Consider the following 21291-nt stretch of genomic DNA (forward strand, 5'->3'; position numbering starts at 1 on the left):
CAGCATACCTGTGCGGGCGTTTTCTTTATGTTGTTGGTGATGTGCCAATAACAGATGTCAGCTGGCTATTAGCGGGCTAGTGGCGCAGTTGCCTGCTCAAGCCAAGCCAGATCATCACCCTGCAGCGATGGGCTAAGTACGTCGAACACGGTCTGATGGTAGTTGTTGAGCCAGTTTTGCTCGGCATCTGTCATCAGAGACAAGTCAACCAGGCGACGGTCGATAGGCGCGCGGGTCAGAGACTCGAAGCCCATGACGGTCATATCGCCTGCCGTTTCTACTTCGACAACCAGCTCCAGATTTTCGATACGGATCCCGAAGGCATCGGCACGGTAGTAACCTGGCTCGTTCGATAACACCATGCCCGGCAGTAGTGCCGTTGGGTTGTGTACTTTGGCAATGCGCTGCGGGCCTTCGTGAACACTTAGGAAGTGGCCGACGCCATGGCCGGTACCGTGGTCGTAATCAAAGCCGTGTGCCCATAGGTGCTGGCGGGCAAGGGCATCAAGCTGTGAGCCAGTGGTACCTTTAGGAAAACGGGCAGAAGCCAAGCCAATGTGGCCTTTAAGCACCAAAGTGAAGGTTTTCTTTACTTCATCGTCCGGCTCGCCGATAGCGATAGTACGGGTGATATCGGTGGTGCCGTCTGGGTACTGGCCGCCTGAATCCACTAAGTAGACGTTGTCCATTTCCAGCACGCTAGGCTCAGGCTGGTTGTTGTGGTTGTAGTGGCACATCGCCGCATTGCCGGCAGCTGCGGAAATAGTATCGAAGCTGACATCGGTGCAGCTGCTGTCTTCGCTGCGGAACTGCCACAGTTTGTCTGACAGGGTACCTTCATCAAGTAGGTTACCTTGGGCAACTTGGCTATCGACCCACGCCAGGAATTTGCTGACGGCCACGCCATCGCGGATATGGCAGGCTTTCATACCGGCAATTTCCGTCGGGTTCTTGGCCGCTTTAGGTAGCAAGCATGGATCAGCCGCTTCTAGCAGCGAGGCACCTGCATCGCGTAGGGTTTGGCTGGCCCAGGCGTTGCTGGTGGCTGGGTCAACTAATACAGCTTTGCCTGCTAGTTGCTTCAGGCCGGCTTCTAGTGCCTCCGGTGCGTTGACACGGACGCCTTCGCCAACATGGTCGGTAAAGCCTGCCGGCAAGCGGCTTGGGTCAATGTAGAAATCGACGCTCTGATCAGCATGAAGCAGAGCGGTAGAAAGTAGGACTGGCAGGCTTGGTACATCGCTGCCACGGATGTTCAGTAGCCAGGCAATGCTGTCGAGCTGGGTAAGCAGCACTGCATCGGCTTTTTGCTTGGTCAACTCGGCTGCAATGAGCTCACGTTTGTCGCTGCTGCTCTGGCCGACGAAATCCAATCCCATTAGCTTGGCCTGAGACAAGGTCGCTTCTGGACGATCTGCCCAGAACTGCTCGATTGGGTTGTCGCTAATGCTGACTAGCTCCAGCTCGTCTGCTACTTGCGCTTGGGTGCGGGCTAGCCATGCTGCGCTGTGAAGGCGCGGGTCAATTGCCACTTTGCTGCTTTTCGCTAGGTTGTCCAGCGCCCATTGCATCGGCGGCTCGTCGATCAGGTGGCGGTATTCGTAAACATCGCCCGGTACTTGCTTGCGCACCTGGACCACGTAGCGGCCATCGACAAACATCGCTGCTTTGTCGCGGGCGATCACAGCCATACCGGCAGAGCCGGTGAAGCCGGTCGCCCAGTGCAGGCGCTCGTTGTGGGCAGGGATATATTCGCCCAGGTATTCATCTTCGTGCGGGATCAATAAGGCGTCGAGCTGGTTTGCTTCCAGCCACTGGCGGATCTGCGCGACGCGTTGCGAGATAACTGCTTGCATGTGTTTATTTTTCCTTTCACTGAGTCACCGTCCGTGTGACGGCTATAAGGGCAGCCTGAATAACAAATAACCCTGCCTATTACTTACGGTGGGCAGGAAATATTGGCTGTTCAGGCTGATCTCCCTAAATTAGCGCTTTTGCGTAATAGCTGCAATTAGCTAACAGACAAATCACGGCAGCGTGAGGTGATAATTTGTCGTAACCAGCTATGACCAGGGTCTTTTTCTTGATGTTGATGCCAGAAAAGGGTGTAGGCCATAGGAGGAAGTGCTGATGGTAGCGGCAACACCGCCAAGTCGAGCTGGGCACTGATGTATGAGGCAAAATGGCTCGGGGCAGTAAACACCAAGTCGGTATGGGTGCACAGGCTAGCAGCGCTGTTGAAATCTGGAACATACATCGCGATATCCCGTTGTAGTCCCCGCTCGGCCAGCTTGTAGTCGAGCAGCCAGCGGTCATCATTGCCGCATCGCACCTGGATATGGCGCTGCTGGAGATAACATGCCTCGTCCCAAGTCTGCGTCAGGATAGGGTGGCCTTTGCGCACTAAGCAGCACTGGGTGTCGCGGCAAAGTTCGGTAAACACGATCCCCTTTGGCGGCATTAGAGTCATCATCGCGTCCTTGGGGTTGAGATCCTTGCCAGTGATCCCGAAGTCGATTTCGCCGTTGATTAGCTTGTCAAAGGTATTCGGCTCCCATGCCTGGGTATCTAGGATGATATTCGGGCCTTCTGCGAAAATATCCCCGAGAAACTGTGGCAGAAACAGCGGGTAAGCACTTTCGACCAGCGCCATGCGAAAGTGGCGGTCACTGGTGTGGGGCACGAAACTGGCTGGCGCTGTCAGGTGCTCGATATCCCTTAGCAGTTGTTCGAGCATTGGCATCAAGGCCATGGCGCGTGGGGTAGGTTTCATGCCATGAGCAGTACGGACAAACAAAGGATCATCGAATTGTTCACGCAGCCGGTTGAGGCTTTTGCTGACAGCTGACTGGCTCAGGCACAGCCGTTTGGCAGCCAGTGTAACGCTGCCTTCTTCGAGTAGAACATGGAGGCAGACCAATAGGTTGAGATCCAACCTGGCAAGTTTTTCAAATGACACGACACCTTTCTCCCGGTAAAGGCCATGATATTCCTAAATGGAAAATCGGTGTTGAATATATACCATTTCTATTCATATCTCGAAAGCCGTAAACTGCCGCCATTGCTCAACAGGATAATACTATGCAACCGAAACACTCTGCGGATAAACGGCTGGTGGCCTTGATGGTGACCCTGGTGCTGTTCAGCCCGCTTGCCATTGATATTTACCTGCCAGCGCTACCGGCGATGGCGGAGACCTTTGCAGTCGATTTGACCCGGGTTCAGGATACCGTGACTTGGTTTATGTTCAGCCTTGGCCTCGGCCAGTTGCTGGCAGGCCCTTTGGCTGACCGTATCGGACGTCGCCCGATTGCCCTTGGTGGTATCGCAATTTACGGTGCGAGCGCCGCTCTGGCCTATGTAGCTCAAACCCTGGATATGTTGCTAGTTGCCCGCCTATTGCAGGGCTTCGGTGCTTGTGCGACCTCGGTTGCTGCTTTTGCTGCGGTACGTGATAGCTTCGGTCCGGAGAAAAGCGGTCGGATGATCAGTTACCTCAATGGTGCGATCTGCTTTATCCCGGCATTGGCACCTCTCCTGGGCACATGGCTGACTCACCAGTTTGGCTGGCGCGCCAACTTCAGTTTCATGGCTGGTTTTGCTTTGGTTGCAGGCTTGTTTATTTTGCTGCTGTTCCGCGAGACCCGCCCGGCAGATACTGATGTCTCGGGCTCGGCGATAAGCCTGTCTCGCTACTGGTCTGTCCTTCGTGAGCCGACTTTCTTGTACCATGCCAGCCTCTGCATGCTAGCAATGGCTGTGATTCTAGCCTACGTAACTTCTGCACCTGCATGGTTGATGGTTGAGCTTGGCCAGAGCATGAACCAGTTCACCCTGTGGTTTGGTATCAATGCCGCATTGAATATCCTGGCGTGCATGGTTGCGCCTAAATATATCGACCGCTTCGGTTCGCGCAAGACGCTGAATACCGGCCTGGTGATCTTGGTGCTGGCAGGTGTGTTGATGCTGCTGGTAGGCCATATTGCCGAGGCGTGGGCCTTTATGGTGCCGATTTTCATGTCTTCGTTTGGCTTTGCCTTTGTGCTTGGCTCGGCGGCGGGTAAAGCGCTGGCTCCGTTTGGTGACCGTGCTGGTACCGCAGCGGCGCTGTTGGGCCTGTTCCAGATGAGTGGTGCCGGTGCCATGGTTAGCCTGACCCAGCGTTTGGGTTTGAGCTCACCGGATTTGATGGTGCTGCAGATGTGGCTGCTGATCCCTGGCTTGTTCCTGTTGTGGACAAAGATGGGCCGTCGCTGGCACGCCCCGGTTACCGCCTGAGACTTGGGCAGCAAAGAAAACTCTCGATAATAAAAAGACGCCGTCCCTTTTAAGGCGCAGGGTCTCGACAACCCTTACTCACTAGTTTGCCTGCCACATAGTGGCAGGCTTTTTTTATTCAGTTGTTAAACGATTATGCGGCAGACTCTGTCTGTGGCTTTTTACCTTTCCATTGCTGGATCACCAGCCCGCAGACAATCAGTACCAAGCCGACCAACGTTGAGCTGTGGATCTCCTCACCGATAATAGTCGCCAGCAACATCAGCGAGATGAACGGGGAGATAAAGATCAGGTTGCTGATCCTTGCGGTGTTTCGGGTCAGCTTGAGCGCATTGATCCACAGCACGAACGTTACCCCCATTTCGAACAGGCCGACATAGCTCACCGCCGCCCAGCCTTGCCAAGGGATTGCCGTCCAGCCTCCGGTGTAAAGGCTCAAACCGATAGAGAATGGCAGCGATACCAAAAAGCCAAGCAGAACGCCCAAAACCGCATCGGCTTGGTTCTTGGTGTTGAGGATCCAGTACATCGCCCACAACAGGGTTGATAGCAGCGCCAGCGCGACGCCGGTTGGGTTATCGAACTGCAATGCCATCACATCGCCCTTGGTCGCAATCACCACCACGCCAAGGTAGCCCAGTGCACAGGCTGCCCAGTCTTGTTTGCGGATTTTCTGGCCGAGGAATACCGCCGCCATCAGTGTCAGGGTGATCGCCCAGCTGTAGTTGAGCGGCTGGGCTTGGGAAGCGGGCAGTAGTTCGTAGGCTTTGAACAGCACCAGGTAGTAGGCAAACGGGTTGATCAGTCCCAGTAGCAAGTAATAGAGCGGCCTTGCCATAAAGGTCCGGCCCAACAGGTGCAATTTGCCTTGGTAGAGCGCAATACCGGCAAGGGCGAGGGCTGATACCACACTGGCGGCAACCAGCATCTGGATCGGGGTAAAAAAATCAAGGGTGATCTTAAAAGCGGTGGCCACGGTCGACCACAGCAGGACGGCTGCCAGGCCATACCCGAGCGCGTAACGTTCGTTCATTGTTCATCCATAATCAATAGCTGCGCCGGCAAGGCAGCAGGGAGTATAAGGTTAGGGCGTCAGTGTATGCGATTGCACGGGAGCCGACCAGAAAATTGCTGTAAGGAATGTGAGCTTCATTCTGGGATGAATAGTGGGATGCATATAGGAGAGTTGTGGTGTGGTTTTCTGTGCTATAGGAACTGGACATTTATCCAGTATCCTCTTAGCCTTATTGGCAAAAGCAGATCAATTGCTGGTTAATCAAAGAGTCAGGAACAAAGCATGATGAATGAGTGGATGTCGGGATATGGCTTGGCGATGGTGACGGGGTTATCCGGCGCTGTGGCGGCAGGGGGTATCGCGGCATGGCTGGTGAAAAACCGCTGGCAGCAGCAAATGGCGCTGTTGCGTCAGCAGGCAGAAGCCGAGTTGAAATTAGCCCAGAGTAAAATGCAGCACTTCCAGAGCCAGATTGATGAGCGCAACCAGGAGCTCGACGAAATGGATATCGAACGCGATAGGCTGACTGCCGAGTTGCGCCAGATGCATGGCCGGTTGGCTGCCGCGCTGGAAAAGATGCGCCATTTCGAAGCGCTCAGAAACGAAAAGCAGTACTTGACCGAGCAGTTGGAAAATAGCCGGATGGCCAACGCTGGTCTCGAAGCGGATTTGCGCGAGCAGGAAGCCCGTCATTTTGAAGAGCAGAAAGCGGCGGATGACAAAATCGCCCTGTTGGAAAATGCTGAAGAAAGGCTGCGGATTCAGTTCGAGAGCCTGGCCAATAAGATGTTCGAGCAAAAAACTAGGACTGTCGACCAGCAAAACCGGATCAGTATGGAAGGGCTGCTCGGGCCGCTGCGCGAGCAGCTCGAAGGTTTCCGCAAGCAGGTTAACGATAACTTCAGCCAGGAAGCCCGCGAGCGCCATACGCTGGTGCATGAGATCAATAATCTCAAACAGCTCAACGAACAAATGGCGCGCGAGGCCGTTAACCTGACCCAGGCGCTCAAAGGTGACAACAAAGCGCAGGGCAACTGGGGTGAAGTGGTGCTGGCGCGGGTGCTGAGCGAGTCCGGCTTGCGGGAAGGTCATGAGTACCAGACTCAGATCAGCCTCGAGAACGAAGAGGGCAAGCGTTACCAGCCCGATGTGGTGGTGCATTTGCCGCAGAACAAGGATGTGGTGATCGATGCCAAGATGTCGCTGATTGCCTATGAGCGCTTTTTCAACGCCGATAATGTTGCCGAGCAGGAGTTGGCGCTGGGTGAGCATGTTGCTTCTGTCCGAAGCCATATCCGCGGCTTGAGCCGCAAGGACTACCACCAGCTGCACGGGGTACAGAGCCTCGATTATGTGCTGATGTTTATTCCGGTCGAGCCGGCGTTCCAGGCCGCGATTGAAGCCGACCCTAGCCTGATCCGAGATGCGATGGATCAGAACATCATGTTGGTAAGTCCGACCACCTTGCTGGTGGCGTTGCGTACAATCAACAACCTATGGCGCAACGAGTGCCAGAATCAAAATGCCAAGCAGATCGCCGAGCGGGCTAGCAAGCTGTATGACAAGCTGCGCCTGTTTGTTACTGATATGGAAGCCATGGGTGCGTCGCTGGAGAAGGCCAACCAGAGCTATCAGGGCGCCATGAACAAGCTGGTGACAGGTCGCGGCAACGTGATCCGCCAGGCTGAGGGCTTCCGCCAGTTGGGCGTTGAGGTTAAGCGCGATATCAGCCCATTGTTGACCGAGCGGGCAATGCTGGGGGCAGCGGATGATAATGCTTTGCCCGACGACGCATTGGCTGCAATTGGCGAGGATAGCCCGACAGCGTAATTGTGCGGTGTGGACATAGATGCAGGTTGTGCTTTGAGCAAACCTCAACCATCAAGTACACTAGGGCGAAATAAAACGTTAACCATGACGGAAGTAGCATGACGGACACCACACTAGAGACGACCCATTTTGGCTACCGGACTGTAGCCAAGGAAGACAAGGCAGAAATGGTTGCTGAAGTATTTCACTCGGTAGCAGCCAAGTACGACATTATGAATGACTTGATGTCGATGGGAGTTCATCGAGTGTGGAAGCGCTTCACCATAGATTGCAGTGGTGTTCGCCGTGGTCACAAGGTTCTTGACCTCGGTGGTGGTACCGGTGACCTGACGGCCAAGTTCTCGCGCATTGTCGGTGATGACGGCCAGGTGATCTTGGCTGATATCAACAACTCGATGCTTAAGGTTGGCCGTAGCAAACTGCGTGATAACGGCATTGTCGGCAACGTCGGCTATGTTCAGGCCAACGCCGAAGAGCTACCGTTCCCTGATGATTACTTTGACTGTATTACCATCAGCTTCTGTCTGCGTAACGTGACCGACAAGGACAAGGCGCTGCGTTCGATGTATCGCGTGCTGAAGCCAGGTGGCCGCCTGTTGGTATTGGAATTCTCCAAGCCGATTATCGAGCCGCTGTCGAAAGTCTATGATGCATACTCTTTCCATCTGTTACCGAAAATGGGTGAAGTGATTGCTAACGATGCCGAAAGCTACCGTTACCTGGCGGAATCCATTCGCATGCACCCGGATCAAGACACCCTTGAAGGGATGATGCAGAACGCCGGCTTTGAGCAGACCAACTACTACAACCTGACCGGTGGCATTGTTGCCCTGCACCGTGGCTACAAATTCTGAGGAACCCATGCCTGTTGACGCGTTTGTAACCGGGGCGATCGAGACATCGCTCAATACACTGCTGAAAGATGATGAAGACAGCCAGCGTCGCCTTGCCCGTTTGAAAGGTAAGGTGATTGGCGTCACCATCAATGAGTTCGGCAAGCAGCTGTATTTTGTCTTCAGCCAGCAGATCGATGTGCTGGGAGCCTATGAGGGCGAAGCTGACTGCCAGCTTGCCCTGAACTTGTCTGTGTTGCCTGAGCTCCGTAAGCAAGCCAACCTGACTCAGCTGATCAAGGCCGACAAGCTGTCGCTGGACGGGGATATCCAGTTGGCCCAGCAGTTTTCAGCACTGCTCAGTGGGTTGAAGCCGGATGTCGAAGAAAAATTATCGCAATATACCGGTGATATAGTTGCCCACACCCTGGTGAGCGGTGCCAAACAAGGCGCACGCTTTATCCAGCAAGGAGTGGCCAAACGCCAACGCGACTTGGCTGAAGTGATCACCGAAGAGTGGCGCTTGGCACCGCAGGCGTTGGAGATTGCCTATTTTGCCGATCAGGTCGATGATCTGAAGATGGACGTAGCGCGCTGTGAAGCACGCCTGAACCGCCTAATGGAGCAAGCGCCTCGATGATGGTGTTGTCAGAAGTAAAGCGTTTATACCAAATTACCGCTGTTCAGCTGCGTTATGGGCTGGATGAGCTGCTGCCGGAAGACCCTCGGCTCAAATTGCCAAAGGCAATGCGTAAGTCATTGTTCTGGCTGCGTAACGAACATCCGGAAAAGACATTGGGTGAGCGTCTGCGCTTGGCGTTGCAGGAACTGGGTCCGGTATGGATCAAGTTCGGCCAGATGATGTCGACCCGCCGTGATCTGTTCCCGCCGCACATCGCCGACCAGTTGGCGCTGTTGCAGGATCAGGTCGCGCCATTCGATGGCCGCTTAGCCAAGCAGCAGATGGAAAAAGCCTTGGGCGGCCCGCTCGAGACGTGGTTTGATGATTTTGACGAGGTGCCACTGGCATCGGCGTCGATTGCCCAGGTGCATACCGCGACCTTGAAGGAAACTGGCAAGGAAGTGGTGCTCAAGGTGATCCGCCCGGACATCCTGCCGGTGATCAAGGCAGATATTACCTTGATGTACCGCATGGCAGGTTTGTTGGCCAAAGTACTGCCGGATGCACGTCGCCTGCGCCCGGTCGAGGTTGTCCGTGAGTATGAGAAAACCTTGCTCGACGAGCTGAACCTGATGCGCGAGGCCGCTAACGGCATCCAGCTCAGACGTAATTTCGAAGACAGCCATATGCTGTATGTGCCTGAGGTGTATACCGACCTTAGCCGGGAAAACCTGCTGGTGATGGAGCGTATCTATGGTATCCAGGTGTCGGATATCGATGCGCTGGTGGCCAACGGTACAGACATGAAATTGCTGTCGGAAAATGCGGTGACGATTTTCTTCACCCAGGTGTTCCGTGACAGCTTCTTCCATGCCGACATGCATCCGGGCAATATTTTTGTCGCTCGGGAAAACCCGGAAAACCCGCAGTGGATAGCACTCGACTGTGGCATTGTCGGTAGCTTGAACCGCGAAGACAAGCGCTACTTGGCCGAAAACCTGCTGGCGTTTTTCAATCGTGACTATCGCAAGGTAGCCGAGCTGCACGTAGATTCTGGCTGGGTGCCGGAAGATACCAATATCGACGAGTTTGAATTCGCGATTCGCACCGTGTGCGAGCCGATTTTCGAAAAGCCTCTAGCCGAGATCTCGTTTGGCCATGTGCTGCTTAACCTGTTCAATACCGCACGCCGCTTCAATATGGAAGTGCAGCCGCAGTTGGTATTGCTGCAGAAAACCTTATTATATGTCGAAGGATTGGGACGTCAGCTGTACCCGCAGCTTGATTTGTGGGATACCGCCAAACCTTTCCTGGAAGACTGGATGTCTCGTCAGGTCGGCCCGCAGGCCGTGATTGACGGGGTGAAAACCCGGGCGCCATTCTGGGCGGAGAAATTACCGGAGCTACCGGAATTACTTTACGATAGTTTGCGCCAAGGCAATGCGCTGAACCAACGTATCGATAAACTCTACGACAACTTCATGGAGAGTCGACGTTACCAGGGCCAGGCAAGGTTCTACTTTGGCATTGGTGCAACTCTGGTTGTATGTTCTGCCATACTTTTTAGTAATCATATTGAAAACTATTCGGCTATCAGTGCTGCAATGGGGGTCACGTTTTGGTTACTTGGGTGGCGTGCTTGCCGTAAATAGACGGTAAAGTAGGCAGCCAACACATAAACGATTCGTTATTAACCACAATTAGCTGAGGTAAAACAAGCATGGGTGGTATCAGTATCTGGCAATTGCTAATCATTGCACTAATCATTGTTCTGCTGTTCGGAACCAAGAAGTTGCGTACATTGGGCGGTGACTTGGGCTCTGCCGTGAAAGGTTTCAAGAAGGCGATCAGCGACGAAGATTCTTCAACTGAGAAGAAAGACGCGGCAGCTGATGCAGACTTCGACCAGAAGAAACTGGCTGAACAGCAGGGTGATCAGGCTCAAAAGAGCCAGAAAGACAAAGAGCAGGTTTAACACGTGTTTGATATCGGGTTCTGGGAACTAATACTGATCTCCGTGGTGGGATTGGTTGTACTGGGGCCGGAACGCCTACCCGTCGCGATACGTAGTGTATCGCGCTGGATTGGGGCTGCACGTAATATGGCGAACTCGGTCAAGGATGAACTGAACCAGGAACTCAAGATCCAGGAACTTCAGGAAAACTTGAAAAAAGCCGAGCAAATGGGGATGAAAGATCTCTCGCCAGAGCTGAGGGATACTGTTGAGGAGCTGAAGAAAGCAGCATCCGATGTGCAGCGTCCTTATGGCGACAAAAAAGACGAGCAGTCCTCGGCGACGACCTCTCAAAAGCAGGATTAATATAAGTCACTATGTCTACTGTTGAAGATACGCAACCGTTATTCAGCCACTTGCTTGAGCTGCGTAACCGGCTGTTGCGTTCCATCCTGAGTGTCATTGTGGTTTTTCTTGGCCTGGTGTGGTTTGCTAACGACATCTATGCCTTCATCTCAGCGCCTTTGGTAGAACGTCTGCCAGAAGGCGCGAGCATGATTGCAACGGATGTGGCATCGCCATTCTTTACGCCAATTAAGCTCACCTTGGTGACCTCGGTGTTTATTGCTGTGCCGATGATCTTGTATCAGGTTTGGGCCTTTGTGGCTCCGGGGCTGTACAAGCATGAGCGCAAGCTGATCATGCCGCTGCTGTTTTCCAGCTCGCTGCTGTTCTATGCGGGTGTAGCTTTTGCTTACTTTGTGGTATTTCCACTGGTATTTAGCTTCTTCACTAAAACAGCACCGGAAGGGATCACGGTCGCAACGGATATCGCCAGCTACCTGGACTTTGTCCTAGCATTGTTCTTGGCATTCGGTATTGCGTTTGAAATCCCGGTGGCCATTATCTTGCTGTGCTGGACAGGGGCGACGGATCCGGAAAGCCTGCGTACCAAAAGGCCTTACATCATTGTTGGTGCCTTCGTGGTCGGTATGATGCTGACACCGCCAGATATGATCTCGCAAACCCTGCTGGCCATCCCGATGTGTTTGCTGTTTGAGGTCGGCTTGTTCTTCTCGCGCTTCTACGTCCGCGAGCAAGAAGAAGACGATGCGGCTGAAGAGCAGTAAGTCATTCGATAGCCTGTATCGCAGGCAAGAAAAAACCGGCCGAGGCCGGTTTTTTTATTGGAGAAAGCAAATTAAATCTGCTCACCCCACTTAGCGAGGATAGACTCGGCAAGTGCTTTGTCTTTCACCAACAGACTGAAGTGATCTTTATTCTGTGCTTCCCCATCGACAATAGTCAGGATGTTACTGTCTTTAGTAACCAACTTGATGTACATGTCGTTGTCGCCTTCAGGGAAGTCGAGGAAAAGCTCATTGTTCTTGATGCTCCAGTCAATAGTGAAGTTATCTTCCCTTTCTTCTGAAATAACGACTTGCTTGTCCTTACCAAAAGTCATTGTCGCTAGCATTGGATAAGGCTTGTGACTGGTTGAGTCATCGGAGACGAAGTGCCACACTTGATCGGTAATCATCGCTTCTGTGATAGCTGGGTACTCAAAATCAGCACTAGCGATATCAACTTTTGTCCAGAAATTGAGGTCATTCTGAGGGGTAACCGCTAGGCTTGTTTGCTCGGAAACATAGATGAACTCTTCAGTACTCTTATTACCATCCTCGACATGGACAAGTGAGTTGCCTTCGATGGTGTATGTCTCTGTCATTGATTGACCACTTCCGTCAACAACCGTTAGCGTACCGTCTTTGAGGGTGATTTCAAACACACCTTCGTCTTGCGCATAGTATTTGTTCATGCTGACGAAGCTCAGCGTATTACCTTCAAGATAATCGCTTAATGATGCGATCATTTCAGTCTTGCCTGCGGTACCGTTTTCATCAATTTCAATGACAATTTCGTCTAAGTTATCGTCATTGTTGATGCTGGTATTTATCGCATCGGTAATTGTCTCAGCCGACTTTGTCAGTTCTTCAACATCATTATCCGTTACTGTTGGTGCCAGTTCGTTCGTCATGCTACGGGCCATAAGATGGGCTTTTTGTGCTGCATCTTTATTTTCTGCAGTTTGCTTAGCTGCAATATAGTCGCCAGAGATAATGCTGGCATCTAGGTTTAGTTCAGCCGCAAGTGTGGTTACTGTTTTATCCTGAATTTCAGCCATAGTAGTGAATGGTGTGACAACTTTGCTGTCGGCATCAGCGATAAGCTCATAACTGTTGCCAAGTAGACCTGCCTTATCACTATCACTGGTTTTACCCGCAATAGCTTGGGCGATAACAGCGTATTTTGCATCTTCAGCTTTGATAGTAATAGCACCATTACTATCTGTTAGTCCGACGATTTCATCGGCGTCACATGCGCTATTGTTATTTCGGTCGACGCAAACCTGTGCTTGAGATAGATACCCGTCAATCACTTTGATCTGCTTGGCTGTTGGCTCAACTGGGTTCGTGGTGTCGTTGTTTTTTGAATCAGAAGAATCACTGCCACAGCCTGTTAGCGATAGGGCGGCAATCATCGAAGCTGCAATAGCTGAGTATTTGAAATGCATTGGTTTTCCTTGTAATGCAAAAATGAATATTGATGGTTCGTTGTTTTAGTTTTATTGGTTACTCAAACATTTATGAGTGCAGCGATATATAGAGTGAAATTCTTTTAACATCAATTTCTTAGCGCATGATATGTGATTGGCAGCACATAATTGCCTATACAAAAGGGTTAGATTTGCTCGGTGACTACTTTTGTTAATTAAATTAGATGTTTAGGTGAAATTTATTGATGCGAAGTGATGAAGGTTGGTGGTGGGAGGTGGAAACAAAAAAGCCAGCGGCAAGTGCGCTGGCTTTATGAGTTCGAAATGGCTTTCTGTTAGAAGAAGATGTGCGCCATCATCGCAATTACTGGCAGGGTCACCAGAGTACGCAGGATGAAGATCATGAATAGCTCCCACGGTTTGACCGGGATTTTACTGCCGATCAGCAATGCACCGATTTCCGACATGTAGATCAGCTGGGTCACCGACATTGCTGCAATCACAAAGCGGGTCAAGTCGCTCTCGATACCTGAAGCCAAGATAGACGGCAGGAACATATCCGCAAAGCCGACCACGATGGTCTCAGACGCTGCTGCTGCCTCAGGGATGCGCAGCAACTCGAGGAACGGGATAAACGGCTGGCCTAGCAGGCTAAATACCGGCGTATTCTCGGCAATCACCAGGGCAATGGTACCAATTGCCATTACCACAGGCAGTACGCCGAAGATCATATCAATCGCGTTCTTCACGCCTTCTGCAACCATGCTGCGCAGGCTTTTCACCTGAGAAGCTTTCTCCAACGCTTGCTCAAGGCCAAATCCAATCACGGTCTTGCCTTCAGGTAGGGCTTCGATATCGCCTTCTAGCGGCTGGCCGTCGATGTAGCGGTCTTTCTTCCACGATAGTGGTGGTAGGCGAGGGACAATTACCGCCGCTGCCAAGCCTGCTAGACACACGGTCAGGTAGAACGGGGCAAACATGTGCTCCAGATTCACCTGGGCAATGACCACTAGGCTGAAAGTAATAGAGACCGCCGTGAAAGTGGTACCGATCACCGCCGCTTCACGCTCGGTGTAGATTTTGCTTTCGTACTGCTTGCTGGTCATCAGTACGCCGACACTGCCGTCACCCAGCCATGAGGCAATACAGTTTACCGCCGAACGGCCCGGTAGGTTGAAAAGCGGACGCATGACGCGGGTGAACAGGGCGCCGACAAACTCCAGTAGGCCGAAGTTAAGTAGCAATGGCAGCAGCAAACCGGCAAAAAGGAAAACAGAAAAGAGCACCGGTAAAAGATCATTAAGAACCAGGCCGCCAGTATCACCATGGTGGATCATTTCAGGGCCGATGCCGAAATAGGTCATTACGACAAAAATTGCGCCCAACTGCTGGACCACGAACCAAGGCAAAGACGGGTTAAGCAGGCCGCTCAAAAAGCTGCTCTCTAACACCGCTTTTGGCTTTAATAGCTTGGTAGCGATCGAGGCGACACCGGTTAGGGCGATCACGAAGGTCACCATGGCTGGTAGCATGCCATCGAACAATGCCTGAACCGATTTGGCCAGAATAGCGATAGGGATTGTCAGTGAATCCTGGTAACTGATAGGTGCCATGAAAAGAAAGACACCGAGGAGCGACGGTAGGAGGAACATGAGCCATGGGCTCTTTTTACCGTTTTGGGAAATAACCTGATCCTGCATATTTGGCCTTTAACTGATTGATAAGCTAAGAGTAAATAAATGCTTTATTCTCTTTGGAATAAATATTCACTGATCTTCCATAATCAGGTCGGGCAAGATTACAGTTTTTCACCTTGAAATGGAATTATTTTCGCCAATATCTGCGCTTTTATTCATTATTATTCGCTATCGTACGATATTTATGGTTTAGGATCCTGTTATCGCTTTTAAGGCCGTTGCATGTTCTGCAACTCCAGGCACAGCAAAAAGGCAATAAAAAAAGGAGCGATAACCGCTCCTTCTTAACGCCATTTAGCGCTATTAACGCATGGTCACAAATTCTTCAGAGCCCGTTGGGTGGATAGCAACTACAGAGTCGAAGTCTGCTTTGGTTGCGCCCATCTTCATCGCGACACCGAAGCCCTGGATCATCTCATCGACGGTGTAGCCGATGCCGTGCAGGCCAACCACTTTCTCGTCAGGACCGGCACAAACCAGTTTCATCTTACATGGCTGGCGGTTTGCGGTAACAGCGGTGTACATCGCGGTAAAGCCAGACTTGTAAACCTTAACGTTTTCCTCGCCGTACTGGGCGATAGCTTCAGGCTCGCTCAGACCGATAGTACCGATTGGCGGGTGGCTGAATACGACTGTTGGAACCAATTTGTAGTCCATCTTGGCATCTGGCTTGTTGTTGAACAGGCGCTCAGACAGCTGGCGGCCAGCTTTAACAGCCACAGGTGTTAGCTCGATACCGCCTTCCATGATATCACCAACACAATAGATGCCATCGACATTAGTGCGTTGGTACTCATCAACTTTAATGTAGCCGCGATCGTTGGTTTCAACGCCAGTGGCAGCCAGATTGATCTTGTCAGTCGTTGGGTTACGGCCGATAGCCCAAATCAGGACATCGGTGTTGTGCGACTCGCCGTTTTCGAAATGCAGAGTCACTGAGCCGTCAGCTTCTTTAACCACTTCTTTCGGTACGCTGTGGGTGTGCAGTGTTGGACCTTCTTTGTCCATTACTTCAACCAAGGTCTCGATGATCATTGGGTCAAAGCTACGAAGTGGCGATTCCTTGCGAACGAACAGGTGGGTATCGGTACCCAGCGCGCTCAGTACGCCTGCAATTTCTACTGCGATGTAGCCTGCGCCAACCACTGCAGTGCGCTTAGGCTGCTCGTTTAGCTCGAAGAAACCATTAGAATCGATACCGTGCTCGGCACCCGGTACGTTCGGGATAGTTGGCTCACCACCCACGGCGATCAGGATGTGGTCGGCAGTGTAGTGCTCACCGTTTACTTCGATAGTCTTAGCATCAACGAACTTGGCAAAACCGTTGATCACTTCAATCTTGTTGTTGCCCAGCACGTTGTCGTAAGCGGTGTGGATACGGCTGATATAAGCTTCGCGGCTCTCGACCAGCTTGCTCCAGTCAAAGCCTTTAACGTCAACGTCAAAGCCGTAGTCTTTGGCGTAAAGGTGCATAGCTTCAGCAATTTGGGCGCCGTGCCACATAACTTTCTTCGGCACACAACCGACGTTGACACAGGTACCACCCAGTGCCTTGGCTTCAACCAGCGCCACCTTGGCACCGTACATTGCCGCACGGTTTGCCGAAGCAATACCGCCACTGCCGCCGCCGATACAGATGTAATCAAAATGCTTTGCCATGACTTTACTCCAATATTGTTTTGATTTGGTAACAGCTCCTGCTGTGCTTGCCCTAGTGTAATCAAGAATGGGAAGAGTTACGAGAGGGGGAGTTCGAGAAAGTTGGAACAAAAAATAACAGATACAAAAAAGGCGGGAAAACCCCGCCTTACAAGCCGTTAGCGCAAAATCGCCGCTTATTCCGGAACGATCCACTCCACTTTGTAGTGGCCGTGGTTAGGGGCGATGGCCTCTTTGAGCCAAGGCAAAATCGCCTGCATCTGGCTTTCCAGTTTCCACGGCGGGTTGATCACAATCATGCCCGAGGCTGTCATGCCGCGCTCCTCGGTATCGGGCTCGACGCCCAGCTCGATTTGCAGAATTTTGCGGATCCCCAGATCTTCCAGCCCCTTGAGCATCTTGTCGATATTCTCGCGGTAAACCACCGGATACCAGATGGCATAGGTACCGGTCGCCCAGCGTTTGTGGCTCTCTTTGATCGCCTTGACCACATCCATGTACTCGTGCTTGAGCTCATACGGTGGGTCAATCAGTACCACGCCGCGGCGCTCTTTCGGTGGCAGGCTACCCTTGAGGCGGGCGAAGGCATCTTCCTTGTAGATGCGGACCTGGCGATCGCCACGAAATTCCTGGAGCAGCAGCGGGAAGTCGCTCGGGTGCAGCTCGGTCAATACCATACGGTCCTGTTCGCGGATTTGGGCACGGGCAACTTTCGGTGAGCCAGGGTAGTAGCGCAGCTCATCACCCTCGTTCAGTACCTTGATAGCGTCGATATAGCTGGCGATCTCGGCCGGGATGTCGTCACGCTGCCAGATCCGGGCAATACCTTGCTTGAACTCGCCGGTTTTTTCACTGCGCTCATCCTGAAGGTCGTAACGGCCGACACCTGAGTGGGTATCGTGGTATACAAAGGGTTTGTCCTTTTGTTTCAGGGCATCCAGGATCAGGCTCTGGACAATGTGCTTGACCACATCGGCATGGTTGCCGGCATGGAAACTATGGCGGTAGCTCAGCATGGCTGGGATCTCGACAGGCTAGGGATAATTAGGGCCAGTATTATCGCCAATTGGCTGGGAATAGCCAGTAGACGTGATGACTTTCCGTCTTCGGTGCTGCGATCTAGTTTACTATTAAACAGGAAGATGATGATTTAGCGTGATGAAAGGATTGAATTTAGCTTCCCCAAGACGCATTTAATAATGGATAACTAATTTAAGGAATTGCGCATGACTAACCCACTACTTTCGATGACGGGCTTGCCTCCGTTTTCGCTGATCCAGCCTGAACATGTCAAACCTGCTGTCGAGCAGGCCATTGCCGACTGCCGCGCAGCTGTCGAGCAGGTGCTGGCGGCTAATACCGCACCAAGCTGGGAGACCATCTGCGTACCGCTGTCTGAGACTGACGATCGCCTGAGCCGTATCTGGTCGCCGGTTGGCCACCTTAACGCAGTGAAAAATAGCAATGAGCTTCGTGAAGCTTACGAGAGCTGCCTGCCGATGCTGTCGGATTACGGTACCTGGGTTGGTCAGCACAAGGGTTTGTACGACGCGTTCAAAGCGATCAAAGCCGATGATAGCTTTGCCGAGTTGAGCCAGGCACAGCAGAAATCGATCACCGATGCGCTGAAAGAGTTCGAACTGTCGGGCATTGGCCTGCCAGCGAAAGAGCAGCATCGCTATGGTGAGATCAGCAAGCGCCTGTCCGAGCTGTCTTCCACATTCAGCAACAATGTGCTCGACGCCACCATGGGCTGGAGCAAGCTGGTGGCTGATGAAGCCGAGCTGGGCGGTTTACCTGAGTCGGCCTTGCAGGCGGCAAAGGCAGCAGCAGAGGCGAAGGAGAAAGAGGGGTATTTGTTTACCCTGGATATTCCATCTTATCTGCCGGTAATGACTTACTGCGAAAACCGCGAGCTGCGCCAGGAAATGTACGAAGCGTTTGTCACCCGAGCTTCAGACCGTGGCCCGAATGCCGGCAAGTGGGATAACAGTGAAATTATTGCCGAAAAGCTCAAGCTGACCCACGAGATTGCCCGCCTGCTGGGCTTCAACACCTACAGCGAGAAATCACTGGCGACCAAGATGGCGGAATCTACCGAGCAGGTACTGGGTTTCTTGAACGATCTGGCTAGCCGTGCCAAGCCGCAGGGCGAGCGTGAAGTGGCTGAGCTGCGTGAGTATGCCAGCACCGAGTTTGGCGCCGAAGACCTGGAGCCTTGGGATTTTGCCTTCTATGCCGAGAAGCTCAAGCAGCACCGCTACAGCATTTCTGATGAGCAGCTGCGCCCGTATTTCCCGGAGCAGAAAGTGGTTGCTGGCCTGTTCGAAGTGCTCAAGCGTGTGTTTGGCATGGATGTTAAAGAACGTGAGGGTGTTGATACCTGGCACGAGTCGGTGAAGTTCTACGACATCTTCGATGCGCAAGGCGAGCTGCGTGGTAGTTTTTACCTAGATTTGTATGCCCGCGAGCACAAGCGTGGCGGGGCATGGATGGACGAATGTATGGTCCGCCGTACCCGTCAGGATGGCACTATGCAGGTGCCAGTGGCTTACCTGACTTGTAACTTCAACAAGCCGGTGGGCGACAAGCCTGCGCTGTTTACCCATGACGAGGTGGTCACCCTGTTCCACGAAACCGGTCATGGCATCCATCACATGCTGACCCAGATCGAAGTCCCTGCGGTATCGGGCATCAACGGTGTCCCTTGGGATGCGGTTGAATTGCCGAGTCAGTTCCTGGAAAACTGGTGCTGGGAAGAAGAGGCACTGGCATTCATTTCTGGTCATTACGAAACTGGCGAGCCGCTGCCAAAAGAGATGCTGGACAAGATGCTGGCTGCCAAGAACTTCCAGTCGGCGATGGGGATCCTACGTCAGCTTGAGTTCGGTTTGTTCGACTTCACCCTGTACACCGAATACGACCCTGAAGTGGGTGCCAAGGTGCTGGAGACACTGGCGGATATCAAGTCTCGCGTGTCAGTCGTACCAAGCCCTGAATTCGGCCGCTTCCCGCACAGCTTCAGCCATATCTTTGCCGGTGGTTACAGCGCAGGTTACTACAGCTACCTATGGGCCGAAGTACTGTCGTCGGATGCTTACTCGCGTTTCGAGGAGGAGGGGATCTTCAACACCGAAACCGGTGCTGACTTCCTTGATTGTATTCTTGAGCGTGGCGGCAGCGAGGAGCCAATGGACTTGTTCAAGCGCTTCCGTGGCCGCGAGCCGCAGATTGATGCATTACTCCGCCATAGCGGTATCACTGGCTAATTGCTGCGAAGGCAGACCGCAAGAAAGTAAAAAGCACCCCGCGGGGTGCTTTTTTTATAGGTGGTGCGTGTTACTCGCTGGCGATGATGGTCAGCGGCCAGCCCATGTCGCTTTGGCGGGTGGCTTCTTGCTGCAGTTCAGCATCGGTCAGCGGGTTGGCTGCCAGCCAGCTAGCAGGCAGTGACAGGCTAAGAGCGTTGTCATTAGCCAGCAGGGTGAACGGCGGCTGGTGGCTGCTGTCACGGCGGTGACACAGGATCACTGCCAAGCGCAACAAACGCAGCAGACGGGTTGCACTGTGTGCCGACAGGGCGTGTTGCTCCGGTAGGCTGGTCAGATTTTCGCGGTAGCGGCGTAGCAGTTCACCGATCAGGTGTTTCTGGGCACGGGTGAATCCGGGTAGATCACTATGGTGGATCAGGTAGGCTGCATGCTCACCGCTCTTCTTGAACTCGATCATGGTGCCGATTTCATGCAGGGCGGTACTGGCATCAAGCAAATAGTGCGCTTGTGGCTCCAGGCTCCACTCCGACAGGCAGCTGGCCAACAGAGCACGGGCCGTGTCGCTGACATTGCCGGCATGGATGCTGTCGAGCTGGAAGCGGGTCTGCAGGCTCTGCAAGGTGCGCTCACGGACATCGTTGTGGCGCATCTGGCTCATCATCTCGTAGACCATGCCTTCGCGCAGAGCGCCGCCGGCCAGAGTCATCGATTCGATACCCAGTGATTCGAAAATCGCGATCAGGATAGACAGGCCGCTCGGGAATACCAGCGCACGCTCCAGGGTCAGTCCCTCGATATCGAGATCTTCCAGACGTTCGTACTGCATGGCCTGGCGCTGCATCCGCTTGAGCTTCTGCAGGGTGATGATTTCATCCATTCCCTGAGCCAGCATGATTTCCTGTAGGGCCTGGACGGTACCGCTGGCCCCGACACAGGTTTGCCAGCCCAGTGTCTGGTATTGCTCGACAATCGGGGCAATGGCCGCTTTGGCAGCCGCGATCGCAGCATCGAAGTTGGCTTCGGTGAGGTAGCGGTCTTTGAAATAGCGCTCAAGCCAGGTCACACAGCCAATCTTGAGGCTGGTCAGGGCACTGGCATCAAACCCCTCACCAATAATGACTTCGGTGCTGGCCCCGCCGATATCGACCACTAGGCGTTTGCCACAACCACCAGAGGTGTGGGCTACACCTTGGTAGATGATCCGGGCTTCTTCTTCGCCAGGAATGATATCGACCGGGTAGCCGAGAATCGTCTCGGCTTTGGAAAGAAAGGCCTCGGCATTGACGGCGGTGCGCAATGCGGCAGTACCGACAATACGGATGTTGCTTGCCGGAATATCCTGCAGGCGTTCGGCAAACAGGCTGAGGCAGTCCCACCCCCGTTGCATTGCCTCAATACTCAGCTCGTTCTTGCTGTTGAGGCCGGCAGCCAGGCGGACTTTACGCTTTATCTTGGCCAGGGTCTGGACGGTGCCTGCGACCTCCCGGACGATCCACATGTGGAAACTGTTGGAGCCAAGGTCAATGGCGGCGTACAAGGGTGATACTGTTCTTTCCATAGGCATATCTATCTTT

At 52.9% G+C, this 21291-nt stretch carries 17 protein-coding genes; 9 read left to right on the top strand and 8 right to left on the bottom strand.

What is annotated here, in order from left to right:
* Positions 1 to 68: 68 nt before the first annotated feature.
* Together ACXAD4_RS00115 and ACXAD4_RS00120 are read right to left on the bottom strand one after the other, a co-directional pair.
* A complete protein-coding gene (locus ACXAD4_RS00115; RefSeq protein WP_475237720.1) occupies positions 69 to 1856 on the bottom strand; it encodes an aminopeptidase P family protein in 1788 nt (595 codons plus the stop codon).
* Between the two features lie 155 nt (positions 1857 to 2011).
* Positions 2012 to 2959, bottom strand: coding sequence for a LysR substrate-binding domain-containing protein (locus ACXAD4_RS00120; RefSeq protein WP_475237722.1), 948 nt, complete (start codon positions 2957 to 2959; stop codon positions 2012 to 2014).
* A 122-nt stretch (positions 2960 to 3081) separates the two neighbouring features.
* Between ACXAD4_RS00120 and ACXAD4_RS00125 the strand changes: the two genes are divergently transcribed.
* Positions 3082 to 4278: a multidrug effflux MFS transporter gene (locus ACXAD4_RS00125; protein ID WP_475237724.1), complete on the top strand. Its 1197-nt coding sequence runs from the start codon at positions 3082 to 3084 to the stop codon at positions 4276 to 4278.
* Between the two features lie 133 nt (positions 4279 to 4411).
* On the opposite strand, the gene ACXAD4_RS00130 is transcribed toward ACXAD4_RS00125, so the two are convergent.
* The gene (locus ACXAD4_RS00130) at positions 4412 to 5311 is read right to left on the bottom strand and encodes a DMT family transporter (RefSeq protein ID WP_475237726.1); all 900 of its coding nucleotides are present in this window, start codon (positions 5309 to 5311) and stop codon (positions 4412 to 4414) included.
* A 264-nt stretch (positions 5312 to 5575) separates the two neighbouring features.
* Here ACXAD4_RS00130 and rmuC point away from each other — a divergent pair, with 264 nt between their 5' ends.
* The 7 genes from rmuC (at position 5576) to tatC (ending at position 11662) form a co-directional block, all read left to right on the top strand.
* Positions 5576 to 7123 carry a DNA recombination protein RmuC gene (gene rmuC, locus ACXAD4_RS00135; RefSeq protein ID WP_475237728.1) on the top strand — a complete coding sequence of 516 codons (1548 nt, stop codon included), beginning with the start codon at positions 5576 to 5578 and terminating at the stop codon, positions 7121 to 7123.
* 98 nt (positions 7124 to 7221) lie between these two features.
* Entirely contained in the window at positions 7222 to 7977 is a 756-nt protein-coding gene (ubiE, locus tag ACXAD4_RS00140) for a bifunctional demethylmenaquinone methyltransferase/2-methoxy-6-polyprenyl-1,4-benzoquinol methylase UbiE (RefSeq protein WP_475237730.1), read from the top strand.
* A gap of 7 nt (positions 7978 to 7984) precedes the next feature.
* Positions 7985 to 8596 carry a ubiquinone biosynthesis accessory factor UbiJ gene (locus ACXAD4_RS00145; RefSeq protein WP_475237732.1) on the top strand — a complete coding sequence of 204 codons (612 nt, stop codon included), beginning with the start codon at positions 7985 to 7987 and terminating at the stop codon, positions 8594 to 8596.
* The gene (gene ubiB / locus ACXAD4_RS00150; RefSeq protein WP_475242669.1) at positions 8596 to 10230 is read left to right on the top strand and encodes a ubiquinone biosynthesis regulatory protein kinase UbiB; all 1635 of its coding nucleotides are present in this window, start codon (positions 8596 to 8598) and stop codon (positions 10228 to 10230) included. The genes ACXAD4_RS00145 and ubiB overlap by 1 nt, the downstream gene beginning before the upstream one ends.
* 68 nt (positions 10231 to 10298) lie before the next feature.
* Entirely contained in the window at positions 10299 to 10553 is a 255-nt protein-coding gene (tatA, locus tag ACXAD4_RS00155; protein WP_317524697.1) for a Sec-independent protein translocase subunit TatA, read from the top strand.
* A 3-nt stretch (positions 10554 to 10556) separates the two neighbouring features.
* Positions 10557 to 10898, top strand: coding sequence for a Sec-independent protein translocase protein TatB (gene tatB, locus ACXAD4_RS00160; protein WP_107301568.1), 342 nt, complete (start codon positions 10557 to 10559; stop codon positions 10896 to 10898).
* An 11-nt stretch (positions 10899 to 10909) separates the two neighbouring features.
* Entirely contained in the window at positions 10910 to 11662 is a 753-nt protein-coding gene (gene tatC, locus ACXAD4_RS00165) for a Sec-independent protein translocase subunit TatC (protein WP_107301567.1), read from the top strand.
* 71 nt (positions 11663 to 11733) lie between these two features.
* Here tatC and ACXAD4_RS00170 read toward each other — a convergent pair whose 3' ends face one another.
* The 4 genes from ACXAD4_RS00170 to ACXAD4_RS00185 all read right to left on the bottom strand — a co-directional run bounded on the left by ACXAD4_RS00170 (position 11734) and on the right by ACXAD4_RS00185 (position 17461).
* On the bottom strand, positions 11734 to 13107 hold the full coding sequence (locus ACXAD4_RS00170) for a hypothetical protein (RefSeq protein WP_475237736.1): 1374 nt from the start codon (positions 13105 to 13107) through the stop codon (positions 11734 to 11736).
* A gap of 317 nt (positions 13108 to 13424) precedes the next feature.
* Entirely contained in the window at positions 13425 to 14789 is a 1365-nt protein-coding gene (locus ACXAD4_RS00175) for a YjiH family protein (protein WP_317524699.1), read from the bottom strand.
* Positions 14790 to 15089: 300 nt separating this feature from the next.
* A complete protein-coding gene (gene gorA, locus ACXAD4_RS00180) occupies positions 15090 to 16445 on the bottom strand; it encodes a glutathione-disulfide reductase (protein WP_475237738.1) in 1356 nt (451 codons plus the stop codon).
* A gap of 176 nt (positions 16446 to 16621) precedes the next feature.
* Positions 16622 to 17461 carry a 23S rRNA (adenine(2030)-N(6))-methyltransferase RlmJ gene (locus tag ACXAD4_RS00185; RefSeq protein WP_475237741.1) on the bottom strand — a complete coding sequence of 280 codons (840 nt, stop codon included), beginning with the start codon at positions 17459 to 17461 and terminating at the stop codon, positions 16622 to 16624.
* Positions 17462 to 17671: 210 nt separating this feature from the next.
* On the opposite strand from ACXAD4_RS00185, the gene prlC reads away from it, so the two are divergent.
* On the top strand, positions 17672 to 19714 hold the full coding sequence (gene prlC, locus ACXAD4_RS00190; protein ID WP_475237743.1) for an oligopeptidase A: 2043 nt from the start codon (positions 17672 to 17674) through the stop codon (positions 19712 to 19714).
* A 70-nt stretch (positions 19715 to 19784) separates the two neighbouring features.
* Here the strand turns inward: prlC and gppA are convergent, their stop codons facing one another.
* Positions 19785 to 21275, bottom strand: coding sequence for a guanosine-5'-triphosphate,3'-diphosphate diphosphatase (gene gppA, locus ACXAD4_RS00195; RefSeq protein ID WP_475237745.1), 1491 nt, complete (start codon positions 21273 to 21275; stop codon positions 19785 to 19787).
* Between the last annotated feature and the right edge of the window lie 16 nt (positions 21276 to 21291).

The organism is Photobacterium sp. AWH4_225 (assembly GCF_056158405.1).

Bases quoted from the DNA above. Each gene is read 5' to 3' on its own strand.
- gorA (WP_475237738.1), bottom strand. From the start codon at position 16,445: ATGGCAAAGCATTTTGATTACATCTGTATCGGCGGCGGCAGTGGCGGT.
- ACXAD4_RS00130 (WP_475237726.1), bottom strand. From the start codon at position 5,311: ATGAACGAACGTTACGCGCTCGGGTATGGCCTGGCAGCCGTCCTGCTG.
- ACXAD4_RS00175 (WP_317524699.1), bottom strand. From the start codon at position 14,789: ATGCAGGATCAGGTTATTTCCCAAAACGGTAAAAAGAGCCCATGGCTC.
- ACXAD4_RS00115 (WP_475237720.1), bottom strand. From the start codon at position 1,856: ATGCAAGCAGTTATCTCGCAACGCGTCGCGCAGATCCGCCAGTGGCTG.
- prlC (WP_475237743.1), top strand. From the start codon at position 17,672: ATGACTAACCCACTACTTTCGATGACGGGCTTGCCTCCGTTTTCGCTG.
- ubiE (WP_475237730.1), top strand. From the start codon at position 7,222: ATGACGGACACCACACTAGAGACGACCCATTTTGGCTACCGGACTGTA.
- ACXAD4_RS00125 (WP_475237724.1), top strand. From the start codon at position 3,082: ATGCAACCGAAACACTCTGCGGATAAACGGCTGGTGGCCTTGATGGTG.
- gppA (WP_475237745.1), bottom strand. From the start codon at position 21,275: ATGGAAAGAACAGTATCACCCTTGTACGCCGCCATTGACCTTGGCTCC.
- tatC (WP_107301567.1), top strand. From the start codon at position 10,910: ATGTCTACTGTTGAAGATACGCAACCGTTATTCAGCCACTTGCTTGAG.
- ACXAD4_RS00185 (WP_475237741.1), bottom strand. From the start codon at position 17,461: ATGCTGAGCTACCGCCATAGTTTCCATGCCGGCAACCATGCCGATGTG.
- rmuC (WP_475237728.1), top strand. From the start codon at position 5,576: ATGATGAATGAGTGGATGTCGGGATATGGCTTGGCGATGGTGACGGGG.
- ACXAD4_RS00145 (WP_475237732.1), top strand. From the start codon at position 7,985: ATGCCTGTTGACGCGTTTGTAACCGGGGCGATCGAGACATCGCTCAAT.
- ubiB (WP_475242669.1), top strand. From the start codon at position 8,596: ATGGTGTTGTCAGAAGTAAAGCGTTTATACCAAATTACCGCTGTTCAG.
- ACXAD4_RS00170 (WP_475237736.1), bottom strand. From the start codon at position 13,107: ATGCATTTCAAATACTCAGCTATTGCAGCTTCGATGATTGCCGCCCTA.
- tatA (WP_317524697.1), top strand. From the start codon at position 10,299: ATGGGTGGTATCAGTATCTGGCAATTGCTAATCATTGCACTAATCATT.